The following is a 12,610-nucleotide window of genomic DNA, read 5'->3' on the forward strand; positions in this document are numbered from 1 at the left end:
CGAGCACCCTCCCATGTTCGGGCGGGTCAGCTCCCGGCTGTCCAGGGGGCGCCGAGCTCCGTGAACGTGCGCTGCTCGCGTGCGGCCCGGTCGCACCACTCGGCGATGTCGTGCACCACCGGATGCCGGGCGTCGCCCTCCGGGTTGCCCTGCGTGCCGCTGATGCCGGGAGCTGCGGCGAGCCCGTCCACCCAGTCCACGTACGCGTCGCCGATGGGCGCCGGGTCGGGGGCGGTCCGCACCGACTCGAGCACCCGCATGAAAGCGCCGGTGTCCCGCACGTCGCACAGGAGCCGTTCCCCGGTGCGGGCCCGGAGGAGGTTCTCCAGCAGGTCCGTCCGGCCGTACTGCTTCTCCGCGACGACGCGCCCGGTGCGCAGCCGCACCACGTCGTGCTCGTACTCGAGCTCGATCTCGCCCTCGGTCCCCAGCACCAGGACACGGGCGGGGGTGCGCTCCGCCGCGCAGAGCGTGAGGCCGAACCCGTACCGCGTCCCGTCCGTGCCGACGGCCCGCAGGGACGACGTGTCGTCGGCCTCGATCGGGTTGGCTCGCCAGAGGTCGGTGTTCACGTAGGCGATGTCCGTGCTGTTCCGGGCGCCGCCGACCCACAGGGCGGTCGCCACGGCGTGCGCGAGCGGGTTGGTCACCACGCCGTCGACCACCTCGCGACCACCCATGCGGCGCCGCCCCGCCCAGGGCGCGCGCGCCCAGTACGCGGCGGTCCGGACCCAGGTCCCGATCGCGCCGATCCCGGTCACCTGACCCACCTCGCCGCGCGCGATCATGTCGACGACGGCGGGCAGCGCGTGCGACCCGAAGGTCTGGAACCCGACCTGGCAGAGCCGTCCGGTCCGCTCCGCGACGGCCACGAGCTCGGCGTGCTCGGCGAGCGACGCGGTGGTCGGCTTCTCGAGCAGAACGTCGATGCCCGCCTCCATCGCCGCGCGCGCGAGCGGCAGGTGCGTGTGGATGGGCGTGGAGAGCACCACTATGTCGGGCAGCGCGTCGGCGTCCGCCGACAGCAGGTCACCCAGGTTCGCGAACCACGACGCCGGGGCGTTGTCGGGCTCCCGCGGGTCGACGACGGCGCTCAGCCGCGCCAGCCCCCTGGCCTCGAGGTCCGCGACCCTCCGGAGGTGGGAGCTGCCGTGGCCGTGGATGCCGACGACCGCGATCTTCGGCAGGCTCACCGTTCGCCTCCGTCGGTCAGGTGGGCCGCGAGCGCGGCGGCGGCCGAGCTCGTGAGCTCCGTGTCGAGCAGGACGGCGACCAGGTCGAGCTGCACGGAGCCCCCCGCGGGGACGAGCAGCGGCGAGTCCCAGGCGAGCGCAGGGCAGGCGCCGGGGTACTCGGCACTGCGCAGGAACCACGGCCGGACCTGACCTGGCTGCACCAGCAGGAGCGTCGTGGACCGGCCGCCGTGCCGCTGCACGAACGACACCCACGGCGACGAGCTGCCGTGCGCGCGGTTCTCACCGGCGCCGCCCGCGGACATGACGGACGTGCTCTCGGCGAGGGGCAGGCGCCAGAACAGGCCGCCGTAGCCCGCACCCGGCCTGCCGTTGGTCGCGGGCGAACGGATCTCCAGGGGGCCGTGGTCTGCGTGCAGCGTGGAGCGCCAGTCGAGCACCCAGCCCGGCGCGGCGGGGGACCCGGGGATCTGGGGGAGCAGACGCGCGGTGATGCGGCGCTCCTCGCGCAGCTGCGGTTCGCCGTGCTCGTCGGACCACAGCACGTCCTCGACCAGGACCTCGCCGGCCTCGGCGCCCGTACCGGCCGGGCGGGCGGTGGGCGAGGGCTCGAGGCGGATGCCCTCCGACGTCTGGCTGCCGTGGTTCTTGAGCAGCGTCGGGCCGACGTCCTCGATGAAGGTGCGGCCGCCCCAGTGGCTGGTCCCGTTCACGTCGGGCACCGCGATGCCGACGCCGTAGTGGTGCCGGTGGTCGACGGGGCTCACCTCGGTGAGCGGCACGCCCGCCAGGGTGTGCACGGGGTGCAGGTAGGGACGCCGGGCATGCACCTTCGGCATCCGGTCGCCCGCGTCGCGCCGGACCAGCTCCAGTCCGTCTCCGCAGGTCAGCATGACCGCGTCGGTGTCGGGATCGGCGGGTACGGACCAGGTGGGGGCGGCCGTGGGTGGCACGGTGGGGATCTCCTCCCGCTGCGCGCGGGCGACGTCGTCGTCCGTGATGTGCACGCGTTCCGGGCCCTGCGGGACGGGCCCGGTGCTCCCGCGCACCTCCAGGCTGGGCGTGAATCGAGCAGAGCTTGCGGGGTGGGCATCGTCGTCGATCACGGCGTGCAGCTCCCTCCAGGCGTGTCGGCCGAGCTCGGCCTGCGGCACCGCGACCGTCGTCAGCGCGGGTGTGGCGTAGCGGGACAGTTCTATGTCGTCGAAGCCGGCCACCGAGATGTCGGCGGGTACGGCCACTCCTGCCTCGTTCAGGCCTGCGAGCAGGCCGAACGCGACGAGGTCGTTGAAGGCCACCGCTGCGGTGGCGCGGGTGGCGAGGACAGCGGGAGCCGCGGCGTGGCCTGCCTGGATGTCCGGTCCTGCGGGCAGGTCGAGGATCTCGAGGTCCGCGTGCTGGTTCCGGGCGCGGGCGAGACCGGCGCGGCGCAGCTCGTCGGAGGCGCTGCGCACCGGGCCGCCGAGGTAGACGATGCGGCGGTGGCCCAGTGCCACCAGGTGCTCGACCACCTGGAGGGCGGCGTCCTCGTAGTCCACGACCAGGCTGGGCGCCGCCCCGCCGGTCTCCCGGTTGACGAGGACAACCGGTTCGACGTCGGCGATGAGCGCGCTCAGCTCGGCGTCCCCGATGCGTGGCGACACGAGCACCAGGGCGTCGCAGCGCATGCGAGCCTCCAGCGCGATGGCGCCTTCCTGCTGGTCGTCCTCGACCGTGTCCGCGACGAGCACGCGGTAGCCGTCCTCGGCCGCCCCGTCCATGACGCCGCGCAGGATCTGCTGGAACACCGGATTACCGAGGTCGGGCACCACGAGGGCCACGGTCTGGGTGCGGCCGAGCGCGAGGCTCCGCGCCGCGTTGCTGGGCCGGTAGCTCAGCCCCGCCGCTGCCACCCGCACGCGTTCCGCGATGGTCGCGTCGACGGTGCTCCGCCCGTTCATCACGCGCGAGACGGTCGCCCGTGACACGCCGGCCGCCGTCGCGACATCCCCGATCGTGGCCGTGACACGGCGCTGACCTGTGCGCTGACCGGCGCCGCGTGCGCTGCCGCTGACCATCTGCTCTCCGTCCGTAACCCTCGTCCGACCGATGCGGTGGGGCGTCCTGAGCCTTCTTCGGCGCGGCGCTCCTGCTACCGGTTTCCCGATGTGACGGTACACCATGGGAAACCGGTTCCTCGTGTGGTACGTTCCTCCACCAGAGACCGGTTTCTCACCGAAGAGGCCGGGGATCGACGATGATCCGGGAGGACAATCCGATGCACCACCCGAACCGCGAGCCCGGACCCTGGCGGTCCGAGCCCCCGTCCAGCTGCGCGGGGGTGAGCACGTGTCAGTGATCCAGGAGCTCTCGCAGAGCAAGAAGACCGTGAGCCCGCGCAGGAAGGGCGACGGCCGCTGGGCGCTGTTCTTCCTCGCGCCCTGGTTCGTGGGGCTCGCGCTCATCACGGCCGGACCCATGGGCGCGTCCCTGTACCTGTCTTTCACGGACTACGACCTGCTCTCGGCGCCCGAGTGGGTGGGCTTCGAGAACTACACCCGGATGTTCGAGGACCCGCGCTTCGTCAACTCCCTCGGCGTGACGTTCACCTACGTGTTCGTCTCGGTGCCGCTGCAGCTCGCCGCGGCCCTGGGCCTGGCACTGCTGCTCGACAAGGGCATGCGCGGACTCGCCCTCTACCGCTCCGTCTACTACCTGCCCTCCTTGCTCGGCGGGTCGGTGGCCATCGCCATCCTGTGGCGTCAGATCTTCGGCGCGGACGGCCTGGTCAACCAGGTGCTGGCGCTCTTCGGCGTACAGGGCCAGGGCTGGGTCTCGCACCCGGACTACGCGCTCGGCACCCTCATGGCGCTCAACGTCTGGACGTTCGGCGCTCCCATGGTGATCTTCCTGGCCGGCCTGCGGCAGATCCCGGCGATGTACTACGAGGCGGCCTCGATCGACGGTGCCTCGAAGTGGAGGCAGTTCCGGTCGGTCACGCTCCCGCTGCTGACGCCGATCATCTTCTTCAACCTCGTGCTGCAGCTCATCGAGGCGTTCCAGTCCTTCACCAGGGCGTTCGTGGTGAGCGGCGGCAACGGCGGCCCGTCCGACTCGACGCTGCTCTACACGCTGTACCTCTACCTCAAGGGGTTCGGGTCGCTCGACATGGGCTACGCGTCAGCGATGGCCTGGTTCCTGCTGCTGATCATCGGCGGCATGACGGTAGTCAACTTCCTCGCCTCCAAGTACTGGGTCTTCTACGATGACTGACGCCTCGACGTCCATAAAGACCGTGCCGACGGCCGCGCTACCGCCGTCCGACAGCGACGTGCCTCCCGGTACCGAGGACCGCCGTCCACCCACCCGCCCTCGCGGCCGGCAGGTACGAGCCCAGGTGGGCAGCGTGCTGAAGCACGTGGGCCTGATCGCCTTCGGCTTCGTGATGCTGTACCCGCTGCTCTGGATGGTGGCCAGCTCGTTCAAGCCGAACGCGCTGATCTTCCGCGAGCCGGGACTCATCCCCACCGACATCGACCTGTCCAACTACACGGACGGGTGGAACGCGCTGCTGCACCCGTTCAGCCACTACCTGATCAACTCGGCGATCGTGGTCCTCGGGTCGGTGCTCGGCAACCTGCTCGCCTGCTCGCTGGCGGCCTACGCGTTCGCGCGGCTGGAGTTCCGGGGCAAGAAGCTCTGGTTCGCCGTCATGCTCATGTCGATCATGCTGCCGATCCACGTGGTGATCGTCCCGCAGTACGTGCTGTTCTCCCAGCTGGAATGGATCAACACGTTCCTGCCGCTGATCGTGCCGAAGCTGCTGGCCACCGACGCGTTCTTCATCTTCCTGATGGTCCAGTTCTTCCGCGGGATCCCGCGCGAGCTGGACGAGGCGGCGACGCTCGACGGCGCCAATCACCTGCGCATCTACCTGCAGCTCATGCTGCCGCTGTCGATGCCGGCCCTCGCCACCACGGCCATCTTCACGTTCATCTGGACCTGGAACGACTTCTTCAGCCAGCTGATCTTCCTGACCCGGCCCGAGATGTACACGGTGCCGATCGCCCTGCGCACCTTCGTCGACTCCACGGGCAACAGCTCGTGGGGATCGCTCTTCGCGATGTCGATCGTGTCGCTCATACCCGTCTTCATCGCCTTCCTTTTCGGACAGAAATACCTGGTCAAGGGCATAGCGACCACAGGCATCAAGTAGCAGTCCAGCAGCTCTGCCCACGATCCGACAACGACGTCAACGTCACCGAAGGAGAAATTCATGAGCACCACCGGCAACGGACTACGAACGAGGCGCGGCAGGCGTCTCGCAGGCTCGGCCGCAGGTATCGCGGCCGTGGCCCTGACCCTCGCGGCATGCGGGGGCGGCGACTCGGGCATCGGCGGGGGAGGCGACGACGACCCGCCGGCCGCCGCCGAGGAGTGCCCCTGCGAGATCCGGTTCGCGTGGTGGGGTTCCGACACCCGCCACGAGTCCACGCAGCAGATCATCGACGCCTTCGAGGCGGAGAACCCCGACATCACGGTGGTCCCCGACTTCACCGACTGGGACGGCTACTGGGACAAGCTGGCCACCACGGTGGCCGCGGGCGACACCCCGGACGTCATCACGCAGGAGGAGCGCTACATCTCCGACTACTCCACCAAGAACGTGCTCGCGGACATGAGTGCGCTGGACATCGATACGTCCAAGGTGGACGACAGCGTCCTGGCCGGCGGTCAGATCGAGGGTGCGCAGTACGGCATCCCGACCGGCATCAACGCGTACGCCTTCGTCGCCGACCCAGAGATCTTCGCCGACGCAGGCGTCGAGGTGCCGGACGACACCACCTGGACCTGGGAGGACTACGTCACCACGGCGAACGCGGTCTCGGAGGGCGCGGGCGACGGCGTCTGGGGCACGCAGGACTACGGCTTCAACGAGGCGGGCCTCAACGTGATGGCGCGTCAGCGCGGCGAGACGCTGTTCACCCCGGAGGGTGAGCTCGGCGTCTCCGAGCAGACCATCGCGGACTTCTTCCAGGTGTCGCTCGACCTGATGGAGGGTGGCGGTCAGCCCGACGCCGCCCGCACCGTCGAGTACCAGGCGGCCGGCCCCGAGGGCGGTCTGCTCGGTACCAACCAGGGCGCCATGGGCGTCTGGTGGACCAACCAGCTGGGCGCGCTGTCGGACTCGTCCGGTCACGAGCTCGAGCTGCTGCGGCTGCCAGGCGAGTCCGAGGGCGAGCGCACCGGCATGTACTACAAGCCGGCGATGTTCTACTCGATCTCCGCTGACACCGAGTACCCGGAGTCCTCGGCGAAGTTCGTCGACTTCCTCCTGAACTCCGAGGAAGCCGCGAAGATCATGCTGACCGACCGTGGTCTGCCGGCGAACACCGAGGTGCGCGAGTCGATCCTCGGCGACCTGTCGCCCACCGACCAGAAGGTCGCCGACTTCATGGCGGAGATCGAGGGCGAGATCGTCGACACCCCGCCCGTGCCGCCGCACGGTTCCGCGGAGCTCGCGGACATCATGGAGCGCGTCAACACCGAGGTGCTCTTCGAGCGCATCACCCCGGACGAGGCCGCGACGCAGCTGATCGAAGAGGTCAACGCGGCCATAGCCGACTGACCCTGTTCCGTTGAGTGCGGGATATTCGCCCCTTCCGAGCCTCGGAAGGGGCGAATATCCCGCACTCAACGTGTCGGGTGGGTGGGTCGGTAGGATGAAACGGTTCAACATGGAGGGTGGCAACGGTGTCCGAGGTCGATCTGCTCGTTCTTCGCGAGGGTGATGACGTCGCCGTCGCCACTCGTGACCTTAGGCCGGGTGACCAGGCCAACGCCCCGGGGACGGGCCCGGTCGCCGTCGGGCAGCTGGTGCCGCGGGGCCACAAGATCGCGCTGCGTGCGGTGCCCGCAGGCACTGAGGTGCACAAGTACGGGCAGGTCATCGGGGTTGCGACCGCCGACATCGCCCCGGGCGACCACGTGCACTCGCACAACCTCGGCTTCGAGGAGGGCACGCGCGAGGCGCCTCTGGGCGGCACCCGTACGGACCTTCCCGTGCCCGACGGCGCCCGCCCCACCTTCCGCGGTTTCCGGCGGGCGAACGGGCGGGTCGGTACCCGTAACTTCGTCGCGATCCTGACCAGCGTGAACTGCTCCGCCTCGACGGCGAAGATGATCGCCGACCAGTTCAGCGGCGCGGTGCTCGACGAGTTCGAGAACGTCGACGGCGTCATCGCGCTGACCCACACCTCGGGCTGCGGCCTGGTGCCGGACTCGGAGGGCGGGCAGATCCTGCTGCGCACCCTGCGCGGGTACGCGGCCCACCCGAACGTCGCGGGCCTGCTGGTGCTGGGCCTGGGCTGCGAGATGGTGCCGGGGGCCGCGCTGTCGGCTCGCTCGGGCCAGGTCGCCGACCTGGGGATGCCCACCGTCGGTCCGCCCGACGACGCGAAGCAGGGGCTGCTCGCGGCCATCCCGGACGACACCGTCGTGCGTTCGCTGACCATCCAGGAGGCGGGGGGCGTGCGGGCCTCTGTCCGCGCGGGCGTTGCTGCCGTCCGCGAGATGCTGCCGCTGGTCAACGCGCGCGAGCGGGTCGAGTGCGACGTCTCGGAGCTGGTGCTCGCCCTCAACTGCGGCGGGTCCGACGGCTACTCCGGCATCACGGCGAACCCCGCGCTGGGCTGGGCCTCGGACCGGCTGGTCGCCTACGGGGCGACGTCGGTCCTCGCGGAGACCCCCGAGGTGTACGGCGCCGAGCACCTGCTGACCGCCCGGGCGGTGAAGCCCGAGGTGGCGCAGCGCCTGCTGGACCGCATCGACTGGTGGCGGGGCTATGTCGCGGCGGGCGGCGGCACGCTGGACAACAACCCGTCTCCGGGCAACAAGGCCGGCGGGCTCACGACGATCCTGGAGAAGTCGCTCGGCGCGGTCGCCAAGGGCGGCCAGGCCGACCTCGGAGCCGTCTACGAGTACGCCGAGCCGATCACCGAACGCGGGTTCGGCTTCATGGACACCCCCGGCTACGACCCCGTGTCGGTGACGGGCCTGGTCGCGGGCGGCGCCAACGTCGTCGTCTTCACCACGGGCCGTGGTTCGGTCTTCGGGTGCCGTCCGGCGCCGTCCATCAAGGTGGCGACCAACACCCCCATGTACTCGGTGATGTCCGAGGACATGGACATCAATGCGGGGGTGGTCGTGGACGGCACCGCGACCGTCGCCGACGTCGGCCGGCAGATCTTCGACCGGATCCTGGCCGTGGCGTCGGGGGAGCAGACCGTCAGCGAGGAGCTGGAGATCGGCGCAGAGGAGTTCATCCCGTGGCACATGGGCGCCGTCACGTGAGCGACTGACCTCGCCGACTCTGCCGGCCGGCCGCCGGGGGCGCGCGACTACGCTCGTGGTCATGGACATATTGGTGATGCTGGTGGTCGTCCTGCTGGTCCTGAACTGGATCTCGGCGAGCGGGCACCGGAGGACGCAGCAGCGCGCGCTGGACAAGCTCCAGACCAAGCTCGACCTCGTCATGGCGCAGCTGGGCGTCGTCGTGCCGGAGCCGGAGGGGATCGCCGACGTCGACGCGCTGATCCGTGCCGACCGCAAGGTCGAGGCGGTCAAGCGCTACCGGGAGATCACGGGCGACGGCCTGGTCGAGGCCAAGACCGCGGTCGACCGCCGCGAGCAGAGCCTGGGCTGAGCCGGCCAGAGATGACCATGCACTTGCTGCCAGGATCCAACTCCACCTGGCAGCAAGTGCATGGTCGTTTCGGCCACTCGGTTCGACCTCTCGGCTAGGGGTAGCTCACCACCTTGGCCGGGATCGTCTCCGTTCCCGCCGCGCGGGGGCCGACGCCGTTGATGACGTGCTCGTACGTGCCCACCCCGCCGAGCGACACGGTGAGCAGCGAGTGCATCCGCACGCCCGGCGTCCGCGGCACCTCGAAGCCGTTGTCCGAGGTGATGGAGGCGTCCGACGTGAACACGCAGTAGGAGCCCAGGCCCCAGGCCTCGTGCTGGGTCACGCCGTCGGCGACCTTGTACGCCGCCCAGCCCCTGATGCCGTCGTGGTTCCAGGCCGCCTGGTTCGGCGGGTCGTACGGCAGCTCGTTCTGGTAGAAGATCGTGCGGCCGCGCTCCCCGTTCCACAGGGTGTTGTACTCCTGGTAGTGCTCGACGAAGAGGCCGTACCCGTCCACGTCGTCGCCGTTGACCACCAGGCCGTTGTCGGCCGTGTTGATGTTCCAGCCGATGCCTTCGCCGTGGTCACCGCGCCAGGACCAGATGTGGTCGATGACCGTGTCGTCCGCGTTCACGACGATCGCCTGGTCCACCCGCCCGACGTGCGCCCCGCCGACCCGGACGAACACGTCGTGCAGCGAGATCGGGTCGTCCGCGTGGTCCGCCGTTGACCCCTCCGTGCCGACCGTGAGCATCGACGGCGACTCGGTGGCGCCGGCGTCGAACAGCACGCTCGCGATCCGGACGCCGTCCACGTCGGCCACCCGCATCGCCGTCTGCCCGGCCGTCGGCACGATCGTGGCGTACCCGAGCCCGAGCACGACGGTGTCGGCACGGTCCACCTCGATCGTCCCGGTGGTCTCGTAGATCCCGGGCGTGAGCAGCAGGTTCAGGCCCTGGTCGAGTGCCTGGTTGATCCGCGCCGCCGAGTCGCCCGGGCGGGCCACGTAGAACTCGTCGAGCGGGATCGAGGTGCCCGCCGTCGTCCCGCCGTCCCACGTCGCGCCGCGCGTCCCCGACCGGGCCGACGGCACGAACACCGCGTAGTCCTCGCCGTCGAGGTAGAGGTACGGCTTCTCGCGGATGGTCCCGGTGGTGTCCAGGGTGGTCACGGCGGGCTCGGGGAACGACGTCGGCGGCGCGTTCTCCACACCGGAGAACACCATGTTCCACAGCGTGCCCGCCCAGCCGCCCGTGAGCGTCGAGTCGCGGGTGTACCACTGCTGCTGGGTCCAGGCGCGGACCTCGCCGTCGACCACGGAGTCGGCGATGAAGCCGCCCGACGCCCACCCGTACCGGGACGAGTGCAGCATCAGGTTGCCCTTGACGTGCACGCGGCGCATCGGCGCCGCCTGCGACACGGCCCACCGCATGTCGCCGCCGGTCGGCGTGACGGCGAGGTTCTCGACGGAACGCCAGAAGTTCTGCGTGGCGTTGCCCTCGAACCACTCGGCGTCGGCCCAGACGCCGCCCGTGATGTTCACGTCGTCCGGATCGGTCCCCAGGCCGGAGATCGAGGTGTGGAAACCGGCGTTGACGTGCACCGGATAGGTGCCGGGCTCGAACAGGAACTGATGCCGCCCGTCGCCGAACTGGTCGGACTCCTGCTGGTCGTACACCGCGTCCACCGCGGCCTGGACCTGGCTCGTCGGAGTGTCCGGGCCGAAGACGTGCACGTTCGGCCCGAGGTCACCGCCGCCGGGGATCGGGTCGCCGGGTGCGCTGCCGCCGTCGTCCGTGAGCACCTTGAGCTCCCACAGCGAGTAGCCGTAGCCGGTGCCCCGTTCCGTACCGGTGACCCGCACGTACCGGCCGGTCCCCGTGACGTCGAAGCCCTGCGAGCCGCCGGTGCCGTCGGTGACGGTCCGGAGCGTCCGCCACGTCGTGCCGTCGTCGGAGGCCTCGATCCGGAAGTCCCTGCCGTACGCCGTCTCCCAGGAGAGCTCGACGCGGCACAGGTCCTGGACCGTGCCGAGGTCGACCCGGATCCACTGCGGGTCGGCGGCCGCGCTGCTCCACCGGGTGCCCGGGTCGCCGTCGACGGCCATGGCCGGGCCGAAGGGCCCTTCGGTGGACGACGCCGTGGCCGGCCTCCCGAGCGCGGCGTTCGTGGTGCACGCCGCCGCGGCGTCCGCCCGCGCCTCCTCCGCCCGCACCGGAGCGGGAGCCGACACCGGGGCCGCGACCGCCGTCAGCGGCGCGGCGACGCAGGCCGCCGCGACCGCGACCGCGAGCCAGGTCCGTCGTCCGCGCTGGTGTGCCTGGGTCATGAGCGCACCTCCTCGCGCGCGGCGGGCTCGGGCACGAGCTCGTAGTTCTCGTCGAGCACGGTGCCGCGGTGCGGCTTGTAGAGGTCGTAGCCGCGCGGGTTGCACTGGAGACCACCGTTGATGCACTGCTCCACGAGGCGGCGGAGCACCTCGGGGTCCCAGGCGTTGACGAAGTCGTAGTGCCAGGACTGGTCGGACCCGCTCACCAGCGCGACGTCGGACATGTCACCGCTGACCGGCCAGGCGATCTTGAACTCGAGCATCGGTACCGCCACGGGATGGCTGAGCGGGCACTGGCCCGAGACCGGGTACGCCATGTGCGTGCCGTGGCCCATGTGGGCGGACTCCTCCGGGGTCAGGTGGATCCCGTCCCAGCAGCTCGGGGCCTGGTACCGGATGTTCAGCTGGGTGCCCGCGGGGCAGTTCGCCGGGATCTCCCAGCTCTTGGAGATGTCGCCGCACTCCCAGCCCTCGACGGCGCCCGGTGCGGTCCGGAACTCGTCGACCGTCGCCATCATGTCGCCCGTCACGAACTGGAGGCCCTCCGGGAACGGCACGACGTCGGTGTAGTCGTCGATACCCGACTTGTAGTAGACGGTCATGGGGATGTTCGGCTCGACGGGGACGCCGCCCTCCGTCAGGGCCGGGAACCAGTAGGCCGACTTGTCCTGCGGCACCGTGCACGTGCTCGCCGGGTTCGCGAGCAGGCTCGCCGGCGTGGTGAAGGCGTCCGTCGACCGGTTGCCGATGAACGTGTGCAGGTGCGACCGGCCGGGCTGGTTGGGGTAGACGATCGAGTCGTCCGGCCGGAAGTGCGAGAACGTGCAGTTCGCCTGGAACTCGTGGTGCGTCACCTCGTCGCCGGGGAAGGGAGGCGGGTCCTCGGGGCCGCCCGCGTCGCCGTCGCCGAACACCTGGAACTCGATCAGGGAGTAGCCGTACCCGGTACCGCGGGCCGTGCCGACGAGCTGGACGTAGCGACCCGTGGCCGTGACGTCGTACACCTCGGTGCCGCCCGTCCCGGAGGACTCGGTGACGACGGTGCTCCACGCGTCGCCGTCGGCGGAGACCTGGAGCCGGAACGCCGCGCCGTACGCGGCCTCCCACTCCAGGGCGATGTGGTCGAGGGCGTACGAGCGGCCCAGGTCGATCCGGATCCACTCGTCGTCCGTCTGGGCGCTGGCCCAGCGGGTGCCGCGGTCGCCGTCGACCGCGAACCGCGGGCCGAGGCCCCCGGACTCCGAGCTCGAGGCCGCCGTGAGCGCGCCCTGCGAGAGGAGCGTGTTCGGCTCGGCGACGGCGGTGACGGCGCCGACGGTCCCGGCCGCGCTCAGGGTCGAGGCGAGCAGTACCGTGGCGAGAGCGCCGGCCAGGACGCGAGGTCCGAGGCGGCTGGGTGTGCGGAGTGCTGTGCGCATGGTT

The 12,610-nt window shown here is 70.7% G+C and carries 9 protein-coding genes; 5 read left to right on the plus strand and 4 right to left on the minus strand.

The features are described 5' to 3' along the window. Positions 1-26: 26 nt before the first annotated feature. Positions 27-1,193 (minus strand): Gfo/Idh/MocA family protein, encoded by a 1,167-nt coding sequence (locus tag ACQEVI_RS13990; protein WP_432899760.1) that lies wholly within the window; start codon positions 1,191-1,193, stop codon positions 27-29. Then, positions 1,190-3,250: a DUF6807 family protein gene (locus ACQEVI_RS13995; protein WP_432899763.1), complete on the minus strand. Its 2,061-nt coding sequence runs from the start codon at positions 3,248-3,250 to the stop codon at positions 1,190-1,192. The genes ACQEVI_RS13990 and ACQEVI_RS13995 overlap by 4 nt, the downstream gene beginning before the upstream one ends. 310 nt (positions 3,251-3,560) lie before the next feature. On the opposite strand from ACQEVI_RS13995, the gene ACQEVI_RS14000 reads away from it, so the two are divergent. The 5 genes from ACQEVI_RS14000 (at position 3,561) to ACQEVI_RS14020 (ending at position 8,877) form a co-directional block, all read left to right on the plus strand. Continuing rightward, entirely contained in the window at positions 3,561-4,445 is an 885-nt protein-coding gene (locus ACQEVI_RS14000; RefSeq protein ID WP_432905937.1) for a carbohydrate ABC transporter permease, read from the plus strand. Continuing rightward, complete coding sequence (locus ACQEVI_RS14005; protein ID WP_432899766.1) at positions 4,438-5,388, plus strand: carbohydrate ABC transporter permease; 951 nt, start codon at positions 4,438-4,440, stop codon at positions 5,386-5,388. Before ACQEVI_RS14000 ends, ACQEVI_RS14005 begins: the two co-directional genes overlap by 8 nt. A gap of 60 nt (positions 5,389-5,448) precedes the next feature. After that, positions 5,449-6,801, plus strand: coding sequence for an ABC transporter substrate-binding protein (locus tag ACQEVI_RS14010; RefSeq protein ID WP_432899769.1), 1,353 nt, complete (start codon positions 5,449-5,451; stop codon positions 6,799-6,801). Between the two features lie 125 nt (positions 6,802-6,926). Further along, positions 6,927-8,525, plus strand: coding sequence for a UxaA family hydrolase (locus ACQEVI_RS14015; RefSeq protein WP_432899772.1), 1,599 nt, complete (start codon positions 6,927-6,929; stop codon positions 8,523-8,525). Between the two features lie 61 nt (positions 8,526-8,586). Continuing rightward, entirely contained in the window at positions 8,587-8,877 is a 291-nt protein-coding gene (locus ACQEVI_RS14020) for a hypothetical protein (protein WP_432899775.1), read from the plus strand. A gap of 94 nt (positions 8,878-8,971) precedes the next feature. Here the strand turns inward: ACQEVI_RS14020 and ACQEVI_RS14025 are convergent, their stop codons facing one another. Both ACQEVI_RS14025 and ACQEVI_RS14030 read right to left on the minus strand, forming a co-directional pair. Further along, positions 8,972-11,188, minus strand: a complete 2,217-nt coding sequence (locus ACQEVI_RS14025; protein WP_432899777.1) for a discoidin domain-containing protein — start codon at positions 11,186-11,188, stop codon at positions 8,972-8,974. Next, a complete protein-coding gene (locus tag ACQEVI_RS14030; protein WP_432899779.1) occupies positions 11,185-12,606 on the minus strand; it encodes a DUF1996 domain-containing protein in 1,422 nt (473 codons plus the stop codon). Before ACQEVI_RS14030 ends, ACQEVI_RS14025 begins: the two co-directional genes overlap by 4 nt. Positions 12,607-12,610: the final 4 nt, after the last annotated feature.

Origin of the sequence: Promicromonospora sp. CA-289599 (assembly GCF_050936155.1) — a bacterium.
Lineage (GTDB): Bacteria > Actinomycetota > Actinomycetes > Actinomycetales > Cellulomonadaceae > Promicromonospora.